18 protein-coding genes and 1 tRNA gene are annotated in these 18,740 nt (G+C 70.7%); 10 read left to right on the forward strand and 9 right to left on the reverse strand.

Features of this window, described 5'->3' with window-relative positions; all coding sequences use genetic code 11:
* Nucleotides 1-101: 101 nt before the first annotated feature.
* A complete protein-coding gene (locus tag ABD256_RS10175) occupies nt 102-1,484 on the forward strand; it encodes an amino acid permease (protein WP_344416031.1) in 1,383 nt (460 codons plus the stop codon).
* Here ABD256_RS10175 and ABD256_RS10180 read toward each other — a convergent pair.
* Nucleotides 1,481-2,386, reverse strand: coding sequence for a hypothetical protein (locus ABD256_RS10180; protein WP_344416033.1), 906 nt, complete (start codon nt 2,384-2,386; stop codon nt 1,481-1,483). The two genes, ABD256_RS10175 and ABD256_RS10180, sit on opposite strands and share 4 nt — an antisense overlap.
* A complete protein-coding gene (locus tag ABD256_RS10185; RefSeq protein ID WP_344416035.1) occupies nt 2,383-3,117 on the reverse strand; it encodes a DUF6597 domain-containing transcriptional factor in 735 nt (244 codons plus the stop codon). Before ABD256_RS10185 ends, ABD256_RS10180 begins: the two co-directional genes overlap by 4 nt.
* 64 nt (nt 3,118-3,181) lie before the next feature.
* On the opposite strand from ABD256_RS10185, the gene ABD256_RS10190 reads away from it, so the two are divergent.
* The 3 genes from ABD256_RS10190 (at nt 3,182) to ABD256_RS10200 (ending at nt 5,141) form a co-directional block, all read left to right on the forward strand.
* Nucleotides 3,182-3,943, forward strand: a complete 762-nt coding sequence (locus ABD256_RS10190; protein ID WP_344416037.1) for an MgtC/SapB family protein — start codon at nt 3,182-3,184, stop codon at nt 3,941-3,943.
* 18 nt (nt 3,944-3,961) lie between these two features.
* Nucleotides 3,962-4,381, forward strand: coding sequence for an NUDIX hydrolase (locus ABD256_RS10195; protein WP_344416039.1), 420 nt, complete (start codon nt 3,962-3,964; stop codon nt 4,379-4,381).
* A gap of 238 nt (nt 4,382-4,619) precedes the next feature.
* On the forward strand, nt 4,620-5,141 hold the full coding sequence (locus tag ABD256_RS10200) for an MmpS family transport accessory protein (RefSeq protein WP_344416041.1): 522 nt from the start codon (nt 4,620-4,622) through the stop codon (nt 5,139-5,141).
* A 27-nt stretch (nt 5,142-5,168) separates the two neighbouring features.
* On the opposite strand, the gene ABD256_RS10205 is transcribed toward ABD256_RS10200, so the two are convergent.
* On the reverse strand, nt 5,169-5,843 hold the full coding sequence (locus tag ABD256_RS10205) for a histidine phosphatase family protein (protein ID WP_344416043.1): 675 nt from the start codon (nt 5,841-5,843) through the stop codon (nt 5,169-5,171).
* Between the two features lie 166 nt (nt 5,844-6,009).
* Nucleotides 6,010-6,228, reverse strand: a complete 219-nt coding sequence (locus ABD256_RS10210; protein WP_344416045.1) for an FAD-dependent monooxygenase — start codon at nt 6,226-6,228, stop codon at nt 6,010-6,012.
* 134 nt (nt 6,229-6,362) lie between these two features.
* On the opposite strand from ABD256_RS10210, the gene ABD256_RS10215 reads away from it, so the two are divergent.
* The 6 genes from ABD256_RS10215 (at nt 6,363) to ABD256_RS10240 (ending at nt 11,516) form a co-directional block, all read left to right on the forward strand.
* Nucleotides 6,363-7,139 (forward strand): helix-turn-helix domain-containing protein, encoded by a 777-nt coding sequence (locus ABD256_RS10215; RefSeq protein ID WP_344416047.1) that lies wholly within the window; start codon nt 6,363-6,365, stop codon nt 7,137-7,139.
* A gap of 637 nt (nt 7,140-7,776) precedes the next feature.
* Nucleotides 7,777-7,851, forward strand: a tRNA-Arg gene (locus tag ABD256_RS10220).
* A gap of 236 nt (nt 7,852-8,087) precedes the next feature.
* Complete coding sequence (locus tag ABD256_RS10225; RefSeq protein ID WP_344416049.1) at nt 8,088-8,561, forward strand: DUF4262 domain-containing protein; 474 nt, start codon at nt 8,088-8,090, stop codon at nt 8,559-8,561.
* Nucleotides 8,562-8,728: 167 nt separating this feature from the next.
* Nucleotides 8,729-9,607: a glycoside hydrolase domain-containing protein gene (locus ABD256_RS10230; RefSeq protein WP_344416051.1), complete on the forward strand. Its 879-nt coding sequence runs from the start codon at nt 8,729-8,731 to the stop codon at nt 9,605-9,607.
* 184 nt (nt 9,608-9,791) lie between these two features.
* Complete coding sequence (locus tag ABD256_RS10235) at nt 9,792-10,976, forward strand: FAD-dependent monooxygenase (RefSeq protein WP_344416054.1); 1,185 nt, start codon at nt 9,792-9,794, stop codon at nt 10,974-10,976.
* A 78-nt stretch (nt 10,977-11,054) separates the two neighbouring features.
* Nucleotides 11,055-11,516: a WapI family immunity protein gene (locus ABD256_RS10240; RefSeq protein ID WP_344416056.1), complete on the forward strand. Its 462-nt coding sequence runs from the start codon at nt 11,055-11,057 to the stop codon at nt 11,514-11,516.
* Here ABD256_RS10240 and ABD256_RS10245 read toward each other — a convergent pair.
* The 5 genes from ABD256_RS10245 to ABD256_RS10265 all read right to left on the reverse strand — a co-directional run bounded on the left by ABD256_RS10245 (nt 11,492) and on the right by ABD256_RS10265 (nt 18,717).
* Nucleotides 11,492-11,944, reverse strand: a complete 453-nt coding sequence (locus ABD256_RS10245) for a DUF6314 family protein (protein WP_344416058.1) — start codon at nt 11,942-11,944, stop codon at nt 11,492-11,494. The two genes, ABD256_RS10240 and ABD256_RS10245, sit on opposite strands and share 25 nt — an antisense overlap.
* Nucleotides 11,945-11,954: 10 nt before the next feature.
* A complete protein-coding gene (locus ABD256_RS10250) occupies nt 11,955-14,186 on the reverse strand; it encodes a terpene synthase family protein (protein ID WP_344416060.1) in 2,232 nt (743 codons plus the stop codon).
* Nucleotides 14,187-14,407: 221 nt separating this feature from the next.
* A complete protein-coding gene (locus ABD256_RS10255; RefSeq protein WP_344416062.1) occupies nt 14,408-15,175 on the reverse strand; it encodes a hypothetical protein in 768 nt (255 codons plus the stop codon).
* An 18-nt stretch (nt 15,176-15,193) separates the two neighbouring features.
* Nucleotides 15,194-17,131 carry a UvrD-helicase domain-containing protein gene (locus ABD256_RS10260; RefSeq protein WP_344416064.1) on the reverse strand — a complete coding sequence of 646 codons (1,938 nt, stop codon included), beginning with the start codon at nt 17,129-17,131 and terminating at the stop codon, nt 15,194-15,196.
* A gap of 128 nt (nt 17,132-17,259) precedes the next feature.
* Complete coding sequence (locus tag ABD256_RS10265) at nt 17,260-18,717, reverse strand: MFS transporter (RefSeq protein ID WP_344416066.1); 1,458 nt, start codon at nt 18,715-18,717, stop codon at nt 17,260-17,262.
* Nucleotides 18,718-18,740 lie beyond the last annotated feature (23 nt).

The raw sequence follows: 18,740 nt of genomic DNA on the forward strand, positions 1-18,740 counted from the left end.
GACCAGATACGGCCGGACCAGGTGAACGCTCCACCGGTCCGGCCGTTATGGTGCGTGTCACCCAGATGGTGTAGGACCACTGGACCGGTGGAGGGGAAGCTGTGAGCGAGCCAGTGTTGGACGAGGGCTACGAGCGGGGCCTGAAGAACCGGCAGATCAGCATGATGGCGATCGGCGGTGCCATCGGCACCGGTCTGTTCCTCGGTGCCGGTGCCGCGATCCAGACCTCCGGTCCCGGGTTGATCGCCTGCTACGCGGTGGCGGGCGCGGTCATCTTCATCATCATGCGCGCGCTCGGCGAGCTGCTCGTCTACCGGCCCGTTTCGCGGAGCTTCGTCGACTACGCCGAGGAGTTCCTCGGCCGGATGCCCGCCTTCGCGACGGGCTGGGTGTACTGGCTCATGTGGATCACCACCGCGATGGCCGAGATCACCGCGGCCGGGCTCTACGTGCAGTACTGGTTCCCGTCGATCCCGCAGTGGGTGACCGCCGCGGTCGTGCTCGGCGCGCTGTACCTGGCGAACCTGATCTCGGTGAAGGTGTTCGGCGAGTTCGAGTTCTGGTTCTCCATGATCAAGGTCATCACCATCGTCGGCGCGATCCTGCTCGGCCTCGCGGTGATCATCTTCGGCTGGGGCCCCGCCGGCGAGCAGGCTTCGTTCGCGCACCTGTGGCAGCACGGCGGGTTCTTCCCGAACGGCGGCAACGCGGCGCTCCTCGCGCTGCAGAGCGTCATGTTCGCCTACCTCGGCGTCGAGCTCATCGGCCTCACCGCGGGCGAGGCGAAGAAACCGGAAAAGGTGCTGCCCAAGGCGATCAACAACGTCGTCGTGCGCATCGCGGTGTTCTACGTCGGCGCGCTCGTCGTGCTGCTGTCGCTGGTGCCGTGGACGGAGTTCCACAAGGGCAAGAGCCCGTTCGTGCAGGCCTTCGACGCGGTCGGCATCCACGGCGCGGCCGGCATCATCCAGTTCGTGGTGCTCACCGCCGCGCTGTCCTCGTGCAACTCGGGCATCTACTCGACCGGCCGCATGCTGAGGACCCTTTCGCTGCAACGATCCGCGCCCAAGGCGTTCGGGAAGCTTTCGCCCCGCAAGGTGCCCGCGGCGAGCCTGTCGATGTCGGCGGCCGTGATGGCCATCGGCATCCTGATCAACGTCGTGGTGCCCGAAGAGGCGTTCAGCTACGTCACCAGCATCGCCACCGCCGGCGTGATCTGGACCTGGGGCGTGATCCTGGTGTGCCAGATCCGGTACCGCCGCAAGGTCGACGCGGGCGAGCTGCCCTCGGCCGGGTTCCGGCTCCCGGGCGCGCCGTGGACCGCCTACTTCGGACTCGCGTTCCTCGCGCTCGTCGTGGTGCTGCTCGGTTTCTCCGAGGACACCAGGATCGCGCTGTACGTCACCCCGATCGTCGGCGTCGGCATCGTCGTCGGCTACCTGCTCACGAACAAGAAGCAGCGCGCCGAAGAACCTGTCGGCTAACCGCGGTAGGCCGCGAGCACTCGCGCGGCGTGCACGGTGACCACGCCGCGCCACGCCAGTTCCGACGCCGGGCCGGGCGGCTGCCACGGCACCGTCCACCCGCCGTCGGGTTGCTGCCCGCCAGCCAGCTCGGCCAGGTGCGCCTCGATCGCGGCGTCCGGGAACAGCGGCCGTCGCGGATTCCGCGGGCTCGGCGCGAACTGCAGCGGCGTCACGCCGTAGCCCTTGGCGGGGTAGAGGTGGAAGTGCGCCATGCCGTCGATCCCGGCGGCCAGCTTCTCCGCGTGCGCGACCGCCCACGGGTCCGTGGGGGTCAGGTCGAGGAACCGGACGATGTTCAACGCGGTGTGGCCGTCGGGGCCGCCGTCGAGCGCGCGATCGACTTCGGCGCGGCAGAAGCGTTCGGCTTCGTCGAGCCAGTCCGAGGTCAGCCCGAGCAGGCGAAGGCGCGCGACGATGCCCGCCGTCGGGTTCAGCCCGAGCGGGAAGGCGTTCTCGGTCCAGTGCGCGGCGTGCGGCGCGGACGCGAACGACGGCAGCACGATCGGGAGCGCGCCGGAGGGCGCGGCGACCGAGGCGAGGAACGGCAGCACGCCCTCGCCGAGTTCGCGTGCGTGCGCCCGCACGTCCTCGGTGCCGACGCGGTCGAGGACCTGTTCGACGACCTCGAGCCCGAAGTCCACCGCGAGGGGCTGGCTTTCCTCGGCGAGCACGTCGGCTTCGAGGCCGTTGCCCAGCCCGCCGTCGGCGTTGCGGTAGGCGCTGAGCGCGTCGAGCACCGCGTGGGCGGTGGCGGGCGCGGGATCGCGGAGCCACAGTTCGCCGAGCCGTCGTTCGAGGATCCTCGCGTGCCCGCGCAGGAACTCGAGCGCCTTGTTGCCTACAGTGGACTGACTGGTCATGGTGCCGACACTAGCTCGCGCGGCGCGGCGCGGTCTTGAACAGAACGGCCGAAGTAGGCGGCGGCCGTGCGGCCGGTGAGCGCGCGGCACTCGCGGCTCAGGTGCGCCTGGTCGGCGTAGCCCGCCGCGGCGGCGAGCGCGGCGAGGCCACCGGCGTGCGGTGCCATCGCGATCGCCCGTTGCAGCCGGGACACCCGCAGGTAGGTCGCGGGCCCGTAGCCGACCGCCACGGTGAACCGGCGCCGCAGCGCGCGTTCGCTCAGCCCCAGCCCGCCGGTGGCGTCGGCGACCCTCGGCACGCCGAGTTCGAGCCGTCGCACGAGCAGCGCGACCTCGGGATCGGGTTCCGCGCCGTCCAGCCGCGAGGAGACCAGGCCGGGCAGGCCGCGCGGATCGGCGAGCAGGCGCTCCGCCGCGCGCGCTCCTTCCCGCCCCCACAGCTCGCTCAGCTCGACGCGCTGGTCGAGCAGTTCGTCCGCGGCGACGCCGAGCACCAGCGGCGCGTGACCGGGGCTGAACCGGATGCCGTGCCGCGCACTCCGCGCACCGGCCGACGGTACCGAGGCGCGGGTGTCCGGCCCGGCGACGAACACCCGGTCCTCGCTCACGATCAGGTCGAGGCAGCCGTCCGGCACGACGCTCTTCGCCCGCTCGTGCGCGTTCGGTGTCGAACGCCACACGCACCGCACGGCCCAGGCGAGGTGCGTCGGTGGTGGGACTTCGCGGTACACCCTGCGAGTATGCCCGGCGGGACCGACACTAAGGGGTCGCCGTCGCGAAGGGAGCAGCCAGGCCATGACACTCGCGTTCTCATTCGGGGAGCCGTCGGGACAGGGCTGGACGCAGATCGTCGAACTGCTGATCGCGCTCGTGCTGTGCTCGCTCATCGGGCTGGAGCGCGAGCTCAAGCAGAAGAGCGCCGGGCTGCGGACGCACACCCTCGTCGGGCTCGGGGCGGCGCTGTTCCTGCTGATCAGCAAGTACGGCTTCACCGACGTGCTGGTGGACGACCGGATCGTGCTCGACCCGTCGCGGGTCGCGGCGCAGATCGTGTCCGGTATCGGGTTCATCGGCGGCGGCCTGATCTTCGTCCGCCGCGACGTGGTGCGCGGGCTGACCACGGCGGCCGTGGTGTGGGTGAGCGTCGCGGTCGGGTGCGCCTGCGCGGCGGGGCTGCCGTTGCTCGCGGCGTTCGTCACCGCGGCGCACTTCCTGGTCGTCTACGGGTACCCGCCGCTGATCAGGGCGTTCACCAGGTCGAGGCCGGCCAGCGAAGTCGTGCGGGTGAGCTACCGCGACGGCGAAGGGGCCCTGCGCGGCATCCTCGAAGTCGCGACGAACGCCGGATACGCCGTCGAGCAGGTGCACACCGAACGGCGCCAGGTGGACGAGGACGACGAAGAGGGCCGGACGAAGATCCGCGCCGCGCAGGTGATCGACCTGCGGATGCGGCTGCACGGGCCGCCGAAGACGTTCACCGTGCTGGTGAGCACGCTCGCCGAGGAGCGCGGCGTGCTCTCGGTCGACATCGGGGACATCGACGACACCAGCGAATGACGGCGATACGGTGATCGGGTGACCCCGCGTTCGTCCGAGACACCGTACGTCGACAGCCTCGCCTGGATCCTCGTCCAGGATCGCGCCCTGCTTTCCGTGCGCACCAAGGGAAAGGACAAGTTCTACCTGCCGGGCGGGAAACGCGAGCCAGGCGAGAGCGACGTCGCCGCACTGTGCCGTGAGATCCGCGAAGAGCTCGGTGTCGAACTGGACCCGATGTCCTTCTCGTTCTTCGCCGCGCTGCGGGAGCGGGCCGACGGGTACGCCGACGGCCGCGAGGTGCGGATGACGTGTTTCACCGCGGAGCACCGCGGCGAGCTGGCACCCGCGCGGGAGATCGCCGAGCACCGCTGGCTGACCACGGCCGACGCCGGTTCCTGTCCGCCCGCGGGCCGGAAGGTGCTCGCGATGCTCGGCGAGGCTGGCCTGATCGGATGAACGTCGGTCACGTGCCGTGTGCGCGGTTCCGCGTGGCGTCAGTTGTAAGAATCGTGGCGATCCGAACTGCCCGGAGCGCGAATTTCCCTGCTACCGGCCGGTATTCCCCGCGCACGACGTGAGCCGATCGGGTGAAACTCGATTAATCGCGTTCGACAGCGGTAACGGTGTCATACGTTTGGGCGAGAAGTAGTCGACGCGTTCGATAGCCGAGCGTGACGAGGGGAGTCGGCCGCCGATGGCAGAGCATCCACGGGGGGTCTTCACAACCAGCCGCACCCGGCGGCCCAAATCGGGCTCGGGCGTGCTGCTGGCCTGCTCGCTCGCGGTACTCGGGGTCGTCGTGATCTCGGTGCTGATCGCGGCGAACCGGAGCCAGCAGGGCGGTGGTGGCTCCGCCGTGCCCGCCGCGCACGCGCTGCCCACGCTTCCGGTGCTCACTTCGGCGCCGGAGATCCCCGGCGCCGTGGTCACCACCAGAGAGGTCACCTACGAGCTCTCCGGCGACAGCGGCGCCGTGCACGTCACCTTCGTCGCCAAGGGTGCCGACGTCCAGCAGCTCAACGGGGTCGCCACCCCGTGGACCCAGACCGTGTCGCGCACGGACCCCGAAAACGGGCCGCACTACGTGACCGTGTCCGCGCAGAACGGCGGCCACGGCACCCTGCACTGCCGCATCCTCGTCGACGGCAAGGTGGTCAGCGAGCGCAGCACCGCGACCGACTACGGCGTCGTGATGTGCGCGAAGGTGCTCGACTGAGCCACCCCGCGACCGTCGCGGGCCGCCTCAGCCGAGCGGCGCGGCCAGGTGCGCGGTGTCGTTGAACCGGCGCACGAGCCAGTTCTCCGCGGTGACCACGAGATGCGTGATCGAGCCGTTGTCCGCGCCGAGGAACGCGAACGGCTGCGAACCGCTGGCCTGCGCCATCGCCTCCCCGATCACGCCGCCGTGGGTGAACACCGCGACCCGCCGGCCGGGATGGGCCGCCGCCACCTCGGTGAGGCCCGCCTTGACGCGCGCGGCGAACGCGGCCGCGCTCTCCGCGCCGGGGATCACGTCCCAGCGCTGCTCCGCCCAGAGCCGCTGCGCCACCGGATGCCCCTCGGCGGTGTTGCGCCGGAACAGCCCGCCCTCCCACTCGCCGAGGTGGACTTCGCGCAGCAGCGGCGCCACCACCGGCTCGATGCCCAGCTTCGCGACGAGCGGCGCGGCCGTCTGCGCGGTGCGCCGCAGCGTCGTGACGTAGAGGGCGTCCAACCGCTCGTTCGCGAGCCGCTCGCCGACGCGCTCGGCGTGCTCGCGGCCCTCCGGGGCGAGATCGGGATCGGCCTGGCCCTCGACCATCGGGAAGGGCTCCGACGCGCGGGCAGGCGCGGATTCGCCGTGGCGCACCAGGAAGATCTCGGTCGCTCCTGGCGGCGGGGTGAACCGGTGCTGGCGGTATTCGGGTTCTTCGCTCACGTGCCGAGGCTACGCGGGCCGCAGGATCGCGTGCAGCGCCTCGTGCAGGGCCCCCGGATCCGCCGCGCGGGGCGACGAACCCGTCCGGGCGCACGGGGGCCGAGATCGTCCGGCTGGCCGGAAAAGCGCGCCGTGATCCGTGCCGCGGTTCCGGTGACGGCGGTCGTCACGGCGTCTTCGCGGAGCACGCGCGACTCCAGTTCGTCCTGTGCCACCAGCTTGAGCGGGACCGGGCTGCCCGCGGCGCGCACCGGGCAGGCAGCTCGATCCTGGCGAGGCCGGACCGCTTCTCCACCGCGACGCACCGCACGCCGTGGCCGGACAGGAACAACGCGGCGGAGAGCCCGGCCGGTCCCGCGCCTGCCACCAGTGCCTCAGTGTCCACTGTGTACTCTTCGGGTTTTCGCCGAGGGGAACACGGCGCCGCCTCAGAGCGCCTTGCGGTCAACTCCGCCGGATTGGACGGCGTGTGCCCCGTGCGGCACGATGGGCCCGTCCAACCCTGGGGAGGGAGCGACCGTGCGCGATGCCGTCGTGGCCGCGGCTGTGTTCTTGCACGCGCACGCCTGCGACCCGATCCGGCTCGGCGACGTGGCGGATCACGTCGGCTACAGCCCGTTCCACCTGACGCGGGCGTTCACCAGGGAGATCGGCACCTCTCCGGCGAGAGCGCTCGCCGCGCACCGGTTCCACCGCGCGAAACGGCTCCTGCTCGACGGCGACGACCGGATCGCCGACATCTGCCACGCCGTCGGGTTCTCCTCGGTCGGCACCTTCACCACCCGTTTCGCCGAGGCCGTCGGCACGAGCCCGACCGAGTTCCGGCGGCTCCCGCACGATCTCGCGGACGCGCCACCGATCCCGGCTTCGACGCCGGGCGCGGTCCGCGGTGGCGCGGTCGTCGCGGGCTCGGTGCGGATCGGCTCGTCCGCCGCCGTCGCGCTCGGCACCGGCCCGCTGGTGTTCGTCGGCCTGTACCCGGCGCGCTCGGCGCGCGGACAGCCAGCCGTCGGCGCGATGCTCACCGGAGCGGGGGACTTCCTGCTGACCGACGCCCCGCCCGGCGCGTTCTGGGTGCTCGCCACCGCCCTGTCGACGCGCCGCGACTACGACGGTCTCCTCGTGCCGGGGGAGTCGGTGATCGGGGCGTCACCGATCGTGCTGCACCTGCGCCCCGGCGAACAGCACGTCTGCGACCTCCCGCTCGAACTCGTCGAACGGTGGCGGCCACCGGTGCTGGCCGCGCTGCCCGCGATGGCGTCCGAGATTGCGCAAGATTGGAGAAGACGCGCCTGAGCGCGCACCCTAGGTTTGCCCTGTGCTCGTCCGCGTGCGCCCGTCGGCATCCCCCGCTGCGGCCCCCCGTCGCGCGGACGGGTACGCGGACCCGTCCCGCACCGTCACGGGACGGGTCCGGTCGCGTCTGGGCGGGGCCGTCCCTGGGGTTGGCGGCCCCGCCCGAACCCGTCGAAGCCCGCGGATCGCCGGGGCACGCTGACCTTCGCCGCCGTAGGAATGCTCGCTGCCACGCGGAGACGGCTGGGTGATTTCTAATAGGATTGACGCATTCGCTCCGGCGGGCAATGATGAATGCGCACGGTCAATCGGAGGAGCGGGCATGACAGCCTTGTGGAAGCGAGAGATGCGGCACGCGGCCGCGACCGCCGCCGCGTGCTCGTCGAGCGGCCGCCGTGCACCCAGTTCCTTTCCTGGGCAAGGCATTCCGAGCTGCGCGAGTCCTCCGTCCTGACGGAGAACCCGCTATCGCGAGGGAGCCGCCCATCGGGTTTCCGATCCGGGCGGCTTTCGTTTTTTGCCCCGTACTGACGCGGCAGTTTTCTCGACGAACCCAGGTGTGGAGTGATTTCTCGGACCATTCCGCCGATTTTTGATGCTGCTTCTTCCCTTGCGGTTCGATATCGCCGAAGGTCAAGCCCTTGTAGCTCAGCCGGAACAGAGCGCCGCACTACGAACGCGGAGGTCCCAGGTTCAAGTCCTGGCGGGGGCACTTTCAGGGAGGGCCGGGCACCGGATCGCCGATCCGAGGTCCGGGACACTCGTCCCGGCACGCGTTCGAATCGTGCGGCGCTCTCCTGAAGCGTGCGGCTCAGGTTCGAATCCTGGATCCTCCGCAGCTCACCAGGCCGATCCTCGGTTGTTCGCGAGCACTGACCGTATCGACCCGGTTTCTGTCGGTGCCCCTCTGCATAGTGGCCGAGTGTCCACGAACTGCGAGGAGGAGCGATGTGCTGGCATTGCGACAACCCCGGCGGCAGCAGGCTCGACTATCTCGACCATCTGCGCGAGACCATCATCTCGTGCGGCTGGGCGGTGCAGAGCATCGCGCGGGACCGGCTGTACCCGCCATGGGCGTATACGGTCGGGCTGACTTCGCGCGGCAGACCGGAGCTGGTGGCGACCGGGCTGCCGCCGGACAGGGCGGGGGCGCTGCTCAATTCGGTGGCCGAGCACGTCCTGCACGACGACGCGCCGGCCCCCGGTGCGCAGATTCCGCTGCGCGGCGGCCCGCTCATCGAAATCGTCGAGGTCGCCGAACCCTCGGCGCACCTGTTCACGGCCATCGAGCTGTACGGCGACGGGGTCCGTGCCGTGCAGCTGGTGTACGCGGACGACCGGGGGCACTGGCCGTGGGATCGGGGCTTCCGCGGCGGGAAAGGGGGCCAGCCCGTGCTCGGGAACCGGGGTGGCGGTGGTTGATCAGGTGCTAGATGGGGGGTCTTCCGCCGCGGAATCCTTGTGGGACGCCCGATCGGGCTAGTGCGATCGCCTCATAGGACGTACCGCCGTACCTGCGGTCGCCGCCATCGCTGCCTCAACCTGGGTGAGGGCTTCTTCAGTCTGCGCCCAATCTGAGGAGTGATGTCATGACAACCGGTCTTGACTACAGCGCCGGCCGGATCCCGGGCCGGGCTATTCGTAGTGCCGGTCATTCATTCGCGATCCGGTACGCCGGCACGCCCGGCCGTACCAAGAACATCAAGGCAGCGGAGTACGCCGATCTCGTGGCCAGCGGCGTCACGGTATGGCTCGTCTACGAGAACGGAATCAACGACGCCATGGGCGGCTTCCGGGGCGGGGTGGCCGCCGCCCGTGCCGCACGGGCGGACGCCGACGCGATCGGCTACCCGAACGGGCCGATCTTCTTCTGCGCGGACCGGCACCTCGCACCCGGCGAGGTGGGGACCGCGCTGACCTACCTCGACGGCGCCGCCTCGGTGCTCGGCAGGGAAAGCGTTGGCGCCTACGGGTTTTCCGAGTTCATCAACCCCGCCAGGGACGGCGGCCGGGCCGCGTTCTTCTGGCAGTGCGGTTCCCGCTCGGCCGTCCGGCCCGGCGTGCACGTCTACCAGCGCAACAACGGAACCGCCCAGGTCGGCGGTATCAAGTGCGACATCAACGACCTGCTCATCCCGATCATGAAGGGCGACGACATGTCAGCGAACGACGTCATCGGCAAACGGCCGGACGGCACCGACATCACCATCGGTGACGCACTGGCGAACCTGTACCTCGGTGCGTTCTACGGCGGAGGCGGCTCCGGGTCACGTGCCGTCTACGCCACCGTGAACGCCATCAACGACGACCTCGGCAAGGTCTGGGACACCACCGGCGCGGTCACCGCCGGGGGCGCCTCGGCGGACATGTACACCCGGCTGCAGAAGGTCGAAGGCAAGGTCGACGAGCTGCTCGCCGCCATCAGGGCCCTGCCGGCCGGACAGGACCCGGTCCCCGTGAAGCCGTGAGGCCCGCTGGCCCGGCCGCGGTGGTGGCCAGGACCACGGCCGCCACCGCACGGGTCTCGATCATGCGAGGTGCTTACCGCGGCCGGTAAGCCGGTGGTCAGCCGACGGCCAGCGCCGCCGGACAGAGTTCTGGTCAACACCGGGCCGGAACCCCGAACACCGGCCATGACCTCGGGAGACACCCATGAAGAACACCACCGTCCTCATCTCCGGCGCCAGCATCGCGGGACCCGCGCTGGCCTGCTGGCTGGTTCGCTACGGCTTCTCGGTCACGATCGTGGAGCGCGCGGAGGGCCGGATGCGTCCCGGTGGCCAGGCCGTCGACGTGCGGGGCCCCGCGCTCGAGGTGATCGAGCGGATGGGCATCGCCGACGCGGTCCGTGCCGGGAACACCGGGATGCGCGGGATGACGATGGTCGACGGGACGGGTGCCGAGCTGTACAGCTCCACCGAGCACACGTTCACCGGTGGCGATCTCGCGAGCGCCGACGTCGAGATCATGCGCGACGATCTCGCGCTCCTGCTGCAGGAAGCCGCCGGTGACGAGGTCGAGTACCTGACCGGTGACTCGATCGCGAGCCTGACCGAGGACGCCGACGGCGTGCACGTCACGTTCGAAAAGGCGGCGCCGCGCAGGTTCGACCTCGTCGTCGGCGCGGACGGCCTGCACTCGACGGTGCGCTCGCTGGCGTTCGGGCCGGAGCGGGACTACATCTCGCACCTCGGCACCTATCTCGGCGTGTTCACCGCGCCGAACTTCCTCGGCCTTGAGAACTGGCAGATGTTCTGCCAGGCGGGCGCGATCGGCGGCGGGATGATGAGCGCGCGGAACAACACCGAGTGCCGGGTCTACATCGGGTTCGAGTCCGAGGAGCCGGTCGAGTACGACTACCGGGACGTCGAACAGCAGAAGCGGATACTGGCGGAGCGCCTCGAAGGTGCGGGGTGGGAGTTCCCGAAGGCGCTCACCTACAGCTGGGACGCGCCGGACTTCAGCTTCGACTCGATGAGCCAGATCCATCTCGACCGGTGGTCGCGCGGCCGGGTGGTGCTGATCGGGGACGCGGGGTACTGCGGTTCACCGATGTCGGGGCAGGGCACCAGCATGGCGCTCGTCGGCGCCTACGTGCTGGCGGGGGAGCTGAAGGCGGCCGCGGGTGACCACGAAACGGCCTTCGCCTCCTACGAACGGGAAATCCGCGGCTACGTGGCCCAGAACCAGCAGCTCGCGCTGACGAACCGGGCCCGTGTCGAGGCGCAGACCAGGGCGGCCATGGACGGCGCCGAGGTGTCGGAACCGGTCGAGATCACCACCGATCCGGAGGACTTCGGCACCGTGGTCGGCGCGCTGGTGCTCAAGGACTACTGAGACTGTCCACAGTGGAATCAGGAAATCCGGGAGCGCTACCGCTCCCGGATTTCCCGTGCGGCGCCTATGCTGGCTCCGATGAGCTCTCTCGCAGGTGCGGACCACCGGGTCCTGCTCGGGAACCCGCACGGGGACCACCTTTCGATCGCGCTGCTGGGCAGGGCGCACCCCGGCTCGGAGGACTACTGGGACGGCAACTGGGTGCTGTCGCCGATCGCGATCCACGCCGGCGGGTTCCAGGGCACCATCGGCGCGACGCTGCGGATGGACGAGTTGGCGAAGTTCCACGGCGAGCTGGGCGCGGTCTACGAAACGCTCAGCGGCGCCGCGGTGCTCGACAGCATGGAGGACTGGCTCAAGCTGACCGTACGGTGCGAGCCGAGCGGCGTGCTCGCGGTCGACGGCATCGCGCTCGACCAGGCGGGGCACGGCAACCAGCTCCGGTTCGAACTCGGCGGGCTCGACCAGTCGCACCTGCCGCCGGTGCTCGACGAGCTGGAGGACTGCCTGCTCGCCTACCCGGTGCTCGGGACGCGCTGATCGCGGCGGAACGCCGAGGAGATCACGTGGTCCTTCGCGGGCCCGCGGACCGTCCACTCGTGACGCCAGTGGTCCGCGCCGAGCACCCGGTACTCGACGCGGTAGAGGTCCTCGGCGCACGGGTGGGTTGCCAGCCAGGTGCCCGAGGTCAGGTCGACGGCGTGGAAGAACCCGCCGTGGTCGAAGTGGACGTCGGCGGTGCCGGGACCGGTGAGCCGGAACCGCAGTTCGCGCGTGGCTTCACCGCGGTGGGCGCCGAAGTCGAGCACACCGCGTTCCCGCTGCACGATTTCGTCGCCGGCGGCGTCGAAATCGCAGGTGCCGCCGAACCGCCCGAGCGGCTCGCCCGAGGCGGCCACGATCTCCCGGTCCAGGCGCCACCGCCCGCTCAGGTAGCCGGCGAGGTCGGCGACGGGGTAGGCGTCCACCCCGTCATTGTCACCCCGCGTCCGCCCCGGTCCCCACCGGCGTCCTGCCGATCCGCGCCGCCGCCGTGCCGAGGCCGGTGAGCGCGCCGATCCTGGGCGCCCGCTCGTGGCCGAAGTTCCGCCGCAGGTCTTCCTCGGCGTACCGGTGGCAGCTCCGGTGCCATTCGAGGATGCCGGACATCCAGTTCTTCAACTCCGCGGCGTACCCGGTCAACGTGGCGCGGGCGTCGCGGTCGAGGCCGTGGTCCTCGAACAGCGCGGGCAGCTCCAGCTCGACGACGTGCTCGAACTGCTTCATCCGCGCCGTCATCAGGTCGTTGACCACGCCGAGCGCGCGCTCGCGGTCGCAGTCGAGGAAGCTCCGCACCACCAGCACGCCGTTGTGCAGCTCGCCCTCGTACTCGATCTCCTTCTGGTACGAGTAGACGTCGTTGAGCAGGCTCGCGTAGTCCATCGCCGAGTTCTCGAGGTTCTGGATCGGCCTCGTGCGGTAGATCTCGGGCGGCACGGTCTTGCCGTGCCCGATCCTCGCGAGGCTCATCGTGAGATCGGAGCCGAAGGTCTTGCGGCGCATTTCGACGTAGTCCACCGGGTCCGGGATCCGGTTCATCTTCTGGTTCGCCAGCTCCCACAGCCAGCTCGCGGTCATCTTTTCGATCGTGCGCCGGAACGCCTGCCGCGCGGGGACGTCCATCGGGGCCGCGGTGCGCGCCCAGATCTCGGCCAGCGCGCGTTCGAGCCCGTTCACCGGCGTGATCGTCGGTGGCCCCTCGACCGGCATCAGCTCCGACAGCCGCGCCGTGCACACCTTCGCGGCGACCAGATCCGGCGCCCGCCCGAAGACGATGGGGTAGTAGTCGTCCGCGTAGGTTCCCCACGCGAGCCAGCCCGAGGTCAGGTCCAGCTCATCGGGGGAGGCATCGGGATGGATCGCGGCGCCGCACAGGGCCAGGTCGTAGGCGCGCAGCTTCTGCTCGTCCCACACCACCTCGTCGAGGATGTCCACGCCCTTCGCCCACTCGACGAGGTTCTCCCGTGCCGCGTCGAGATGCGGGCTCAGCCGCGGCCGGTAGGGCATGTAGACCTCCGGGATCTCCGATGGGCCGACCTTCTCGAACGGCACGTGGCTGAACGAGCGCATCCGCTGCGGGAGGGTGGCCGCGATCGAGAGCGGGATCCTCGCCGCGGAGGTGCCGATCCCGCTGGGCCCGGCCGGTACCGGCCGGGCGGCACGGGATTCCTCGGTCGAGCCGTTCATGTACCGGCTCGACCGCAGGTGCCATTCGTGCCCGCCCGCCTGCCAGTCCTGCAGGCCCTTGAGGTAGGCGAACACGCCCATGCGCTGCACCGGGCCGAGCGCGTGCTCGTCCACCAGCGGCGGCAGTTCGGTGAGCGCGGTGTGCTCGAACTGGTGCAGGCGCGAGGTCAGCAGGTCGTTGACCGCGCCGGCGGCCTCCTGGGTGCCGATGCCGAGGAAGCGCTCGAACACCAGCACGCCGTTGCTCAGCTCGCCCTCGTCCAGCACTTCGCGTTCGTAGGAGAACAGGTCGTTGCGCAGGTGGATGGCGTCGGAGAAGGTGTCGCGCAGGACGTGCATCGGCCGCGTCGCCGCGATCACCGCGGGCACCTCGGCGCCCACCGCGTGCTCGACCAGGTTCGCCGACCACGGCGCGCCGCCGACCTTGCGCCGCATCTCGATGTACTCGATCGGGTTCGACAGCCTGTTCTCGCTGATGTTCGCCAGTTCCCACAGCGATTCGTCGAGCAGGTTCTTGGTGCTCTCGACGAAGCGGCGCCGCCAGTCGGCCGAGCGGGCGGGCACCGTGCGCGACCACAGGTCCGCCAGCCCCTTCTCGACCGGGTTCTGCGGTTCCGCGGTGATTTCGCCTGCCACCGGCATGAACAGCGGCAGCCGGTCGAGGTAGGCCTGCGCGCCCTTCAGATCGGGGGTGCGCTTGTACAGCTCCACGAAGTGGTCGTCGAAGTAGAACACCCACACGTACCACTCGGTGATCAGGTCGAGGACGGGACCGGGGCAGTCGGGATGCGTGTAGGCGCACAGCAGGGCGTAGTCGTGGGAGTCGAGGTCGTGCTCGTCCCAGATCGCGGTGCCGTGCTGCGGCACGTCGATCATGTCCATGGCGTACGCCCACGTCTTGCTGTTCTGGCGTGCCCGTTCGAGGTTCGGGTTCAGCCGTGCCGGGTAGGGCATGTAGAACTCGGGTAGCTCGAAAGGCTGCACAGCCGATCCCTTGCCTTTCCGTGGTTGCCTGCGTTGTTTCCCGCCCTAGGCAGGCAACCAAGGAGCGCACGGGCAGCCAAGGCCCACGCCCGGGTTGTACCCGATCGAGAGGGCCTGATTCGCCCTACCGGCCCAGCCGCCGTACTCCCGGTTGGCTCCGTGACGGCTCCGCCGCGAAGCGTTTCCGTGGCCGGATGGTGCGCGGATGCGCCGAGGGTGATCTAGGTGAGTCTGCGGGGTCGCTTCGCCTTGCCGCCAAGGTGCTCCGGGAGGTCCTCCGGCCAGGCGTGCCAGCCGTGGTGGTCCCTTGTGGCGAGCGCGACGGCGTACGTTTCGACGTCACGGAGATCGACGCACTTCCCGGCGTCCCGCAGGCGCGTGATCACCGGCAGCACCTCCTCCTGCCACCAGACGCCGGCCAGCTCTTCGCGGTCGGTGAAGGGCCTTCCGTCGAGAGAACGCCGGAACGCCCACGATTCGGCCGCGTCGGCGAGCCTGGACCAGTCCGCGGGCCTGTCGAGCCAGAGGTTCGCGCGCACGTCGTTGGGCAGCGGCACGCGGTCGAGGAACCGGCGCTCGGCCGCCTTGCTCGGCAGGTGCGCCAGCCGGAGGCAGCCCATGGCGTAAGCGATGGTGCAGATGTGCACCACCTGCGCGGGCACGACCGGCCACCCCCGCGCCCGCGCCACCGACACCCGGTGGTGGCCGTCCACGACGAAGTACAGCTCACCGAGCCGTACGAGGTCGACCGGCGGCTCGGCACCCCGGTCCAGCACACTCGCGACGCCCTGCCACCGGCCCCGGAGGTGGCGGTTGACCAGGTTGAACTCGGCGTCGAAGTCGCCGGCGCGCGCGGAGGTCCCGACGATCTGCGAGAGCGGGACCTCGGCGAACTGGCGTCCCAGCACGCCGTCCCCGCCCAGCGCGCCGAGCGCGTCGTCGAGCGGCATCAGGCCGTCGGCCGCGCGCCTGCCCCAAAATCCGCCCATGAACGCGGCAACCCCGGTTCAGCCCGCGGTATTCCCGACGAGTCCCCACCACACGAAGTCCCGCGCGCGCGTGGCGGCGACGAGGTGCTGGCGGTCGTGCAGTTCGCGCCGCTCCCGGCCCGCGTCACCGTCCCCGTGTTCGGGGTCGGTGGTCTGGACCACTAGCACGGCGCGGAAGTCGAGCCCCTTGGCGCGGTGCACGGTGCCGATCTTCAGCCGGTCGTCGGACTCGCCGGAGAAGTGGTCGAGCGAGCGCGTCTCGATCTTCGCCTTGCGCAGGATTTCGGTGCAGCGCTGGACGTCCCGGTGGTGGAAGGCGATGACCGCGGCCTCACCCCTCGGCACCGGTAGCTTGTCCACTTCGGACAGCAGGGCGGCGGGGAGGTCGGCGGCGGTACCTCGCCACGAGCGCACCTCGCCGCCTTCGCTGGCGGGTTCGGCGTCCCGCAGCGCGACACCGGCCGCGCCGTCGAGATCGTCGACGTGGTTCATCGCGTCGAACCGCTGCGCGAAGGTGAGCACTTCGACGCGGTTGCGGTAGTTCAGCCGCAGCACCTCGCCGCGGCCCTGGATCGGGATGCCCGCGTCGGACAGCCGCCAGCCACCGGGGTAGACCTGCTGCTGCCCGTCGCCGACCAGCAGCAGCCGGTTCGGCCCGTCCCCGGCGAGCTGGCGCAACAGCCGCAGGCCGATGAGCGTGATGTCCTGCACCTCGTCCACCACGACCGCGGCATAGGGCTTCTCCGGCGGCTCCCGCACCAGTTCGCCGAGCGCGATGGCGAGCAGGTCGTTGTGGTCGTGCAACTCCTTGTCGGCGAGGTTTTCCTGGTAGGTCTCGAAGTAGCGCCACACCATCGCCTTCTGCCGCGCGTTCAGGTTGATGCGGCGGCCCTTCCGGTACACGCGGGCGTACTCGTCGAAGGTGGTGATCCCCCTGCCCTTCAGCACGCGGTCGATTTCGGTTTCCCAGTACTGGTTCGAGGGTTCGATGGCGCCCAGTTCGTCGCGGTGCGCGCGCCACGCCTTGCTCAGCGCGGTCCTCACCGGTCCGTTGTCGACCTCGACCGCGCGGCCCCTGCTCGCGAGGAACGCCCGCGCCCACGCGTGCAGGTTGGTGAATTCGGCCCGCCCGGTCATCTCCGGGGCCAGCCGCTCGAAGGTGGCCCGGTGCACCAGCGGGAGGGTCCGGACGAAGGTGGTGAACAGCAGCGGCCCCGTCGTCGTCCGCGCGAGGTGCCGCAATCGGTGCAGCGCGACCACCGTCTTGCCGGTCCCGGCCGGTCCGCTGATCCGCGCCGGGCCGTTGTACCTGCGGGTGACCACGGCGCGCTGCTGCGGGTGCAGGAGGGTCAGCCAGGCGTCGAACGGGCGGTGCTGGGCGGCCTCGACCTCGTTCTCCGTCAGCGTTTCCGCGTCGAGCAGGCCCTCGGACACCGTGGTGTCCCGCGGTGGGGCGACCGCGAACGGTGCGTACCCGCGCAGGCGCCCGGCCACGCCGTCCACGCCGTCCACGATGGCCCGCACCCGTCGCCGGTCCAGGTGCAGCGCGTCCCGGCGGAACAGCTTGCCCAGCTCGGCTTCCGGGACCTGCCAGTGGCCGGCTGCTTCACCGCCGACGATCACGAAGTGCACGGCGCTGCCGGAGACGACCTGGCCGTGCAGCCCGGGAAGACCGGCGAACCGGTCTTCCGCGTGCCGGATCGCCGCCCGCGCGGCCGCGTCGTCGAGCGCGCCGGCCGTGATCGCGAAAACCCCGCCGGGGCCGATCAGATAGGCGTCCGCGGTGCCCGGCGCAGGCAGGTCGTCGCGGACGAACACGTGCCAGCTTTCGATCGTGCGCGCGACCAGTGCGGTGAGCACCCTGCGCCGCGGCGCCCCGAGATCCGGCAGGCGCGCGGCGACGAGTTCGCCCGCCTGCCGTTCGGCCTGCCGCCTGGCGTGTGCGCTGATCCCCACCCGGCCCCCTCGTGAATCGTGGCGATACGTAACCACCGTAAGCAAGGGCCTGCGCGAAGGGTAGTCACCCGGATGCCAGGACGCGCCCGCCTGCCGTCCCCCCGAGAACGGCAGGCAGGCGCGTTCGGTTACTTCGCGGCCAGCGCGAGTTCGGGCTCGGCCGACGGCTCTTCGGCTCCCCGGAGCCGGACGACGCCGGACAGCGCGACCAGCAGGCCGAGCACCGCGATCCCGGTGACCACGCTCAACGCGGGCGTCAGCCCGGTGAGCAGCGCGCCGGCCGACGCTTCGCTGCCGCCGTTGGCGGTGAGCACCGCGGTCACCACGGCGAGCCCGATCGCGCCGCCGACCTGCAGCGAGGTGTTGAGCAGGCCGCCGGCGAGACCCTGTTCGTCGTCGGAGATGCCCGCGGTCGCCTGGATGTTGAGCGAGGAGAACGCGAGGGTGAACCCGATGCCCAGCAGGATCATGCTCGGCAGGACCGAGCCCGCGTAGCCCGAGTGCTCGTCGACGCGGAGGAACAGCGCGTAGCCGAGCACGTGGGCGACCACGCCGGCGAAGATCGTGCGGGGCGTGCCGATCCGGTCGATCAGCGGCTCGATCCTGGGTGAGCCGAACGCGACGATCGCCGCCGCGGGCAGGAAGCCGAGCGCGGTCTGCAGCGCGCTCCAGCCGAGCACCGACTGCAGGTACAGCATCACCACGAACTGGAATCCGATGTAGGCGCCGAAGAACAGCGCCCCGCCGAGGTTGGCCCTCGCCAGCGGGCCCGAGCGCAGGATGCCGAGGCGCAGCAACGGGTGGCTGCTCCGCTTCTCGATCACGATGAACGCGGCGAGCAGCGCGAGCGCGACGGCGAAGGTGATGAGCGTGCGCGGCGCTGCCCAGCCGACCTGCGGCGCTTCGACGACGCCGAAGACCAGCAGCAGCGAGCCCACCGCGCCGGTGATCGCGCCGGGGATGTCGTAGCCCGCGCCTGAGTCGTCCCGGTCGTAGCTGGGGATCAGCTTGATCGCCGACGCCAGCGCGGCGAGCGCGATCGGCACCGGCAGCAGGAACGTCCAGCGCCAGCCGACCTCGGTCAGCAGCCCGGAGAAGACCAGGCCCGCGGAGTACCCGCTGGCCCCGAAGACCGCGAAGATGCTGATCGCCCGGTTGCGGGCGGGACCTTCCTGGAAGGTCGTGGTGATGATGGACAGCGCCGCCGGTGCGGTGAACGCCGCGGCGAGCCCCTTGATGAACCGGCTGGCGATCAGCAGCGCGCCGTCGTCGACGACGCCGCCGAGCAGCGAGGCGGCCGCGAACACGCCGACCGCGACGAGGAAGACGCGACGGCGGCCGAGCAGGTCGGCGGTGCGCCCGCCGAGGAGCAGGAGTCCGCCGTAGCCGAGCACGTAGCCGCTGACGACCCATTGCAGGGCACTGGTGGAAAGGCCGAGGTCGGACCGGATAGCGGGGAGCGCGACCCCGACCATCGACACGTCGAGCGCGTCGAGGCCGACAACGGTGGACACGGTGAGCAGGACGCCCCAGAGGCGGGCGTCCCACCGGGTTGAAGAGGTGGACAAGTGCGCGGAAGTGCTCATGGGCCCGTACGCTACATGCACAC

The sequence above is a fragment of the Amycolatopsis minnesotensis genome (genome assembly GCF_039529815.1).
Lineage (GTDB): Bacteria > Actinomycetota > Actinomycetes > Mycobacteriales > Pseudonocardiaceae > Amycolatopsis > Amycolatopsis minnesotensis.

Bases quoted from the DNA above. Each gene is read 5' to 3' on its own strand.
- ABD256_RS10180 (WP_344416033.1), bottom strand. From the start codon at position 2,386: ATGACCAGTCAGTCCACTGTAGGCAACAAGGCGCTCGAGTTCCTGCGC.
- ABD256_RS10255 (WP_344416062.1), bottom strand. From the start codon at position 15,175: ATGGGCGGATTTTGGGGCAGGCGCGCGGCCGACGGCCTGATGCCGCTC.
- ABD256_RS10240 (WP_344416056.1), top strand. From the start codon at position 11,055: ATGAGCTCTCTCGCAGGTGCGGACCACCGGGTCCTGCTCGGGAACCCG.
- ABD256_RS10230 (WP_344416051.1), top strand. From the start codon at position 8,729: ATGACAACCGGTCTTGACTACAGCGCCGGCCGGATCCCGGGCCGGGCT.
- ABD256_RS10265 (WP_344416066.1), bottom strand. From the start codon at position 18,717: ATGAGCACTTCCGCGCACTTGTCCACCTCTTCAACCCGGTGGGACGCC.
- ABD256_RS10200 (WP_344416041.1), top strand. From the start codon at position 4,620: ATGGCAGAGCATCCACGGGGGGTCTTCACAACCAGCCGCACCCGGCGG.
- ABD256_RS10235 (WP_344416054.1), top strand. From the start codon at position 9,792: ATGAAGAACACCACCGTCCTCATCTCCGGCGCCAGCATCGCGGGACCC.
- ABD256_RS10190 (WP_344416037.1), top strand. From the start codon at position 3,182: ATGACACTCGCGTTCTCATTCGGGGAGCCGTCGGGACAGGGCTGGACG.
- ABD256_RS10225 (WP_344416049.1), top strand. From the start codon at position 8,088: ATGTGCTGGCATTGCGACAACCCCGGCGGCAGCAGGCTCGACTATCTC.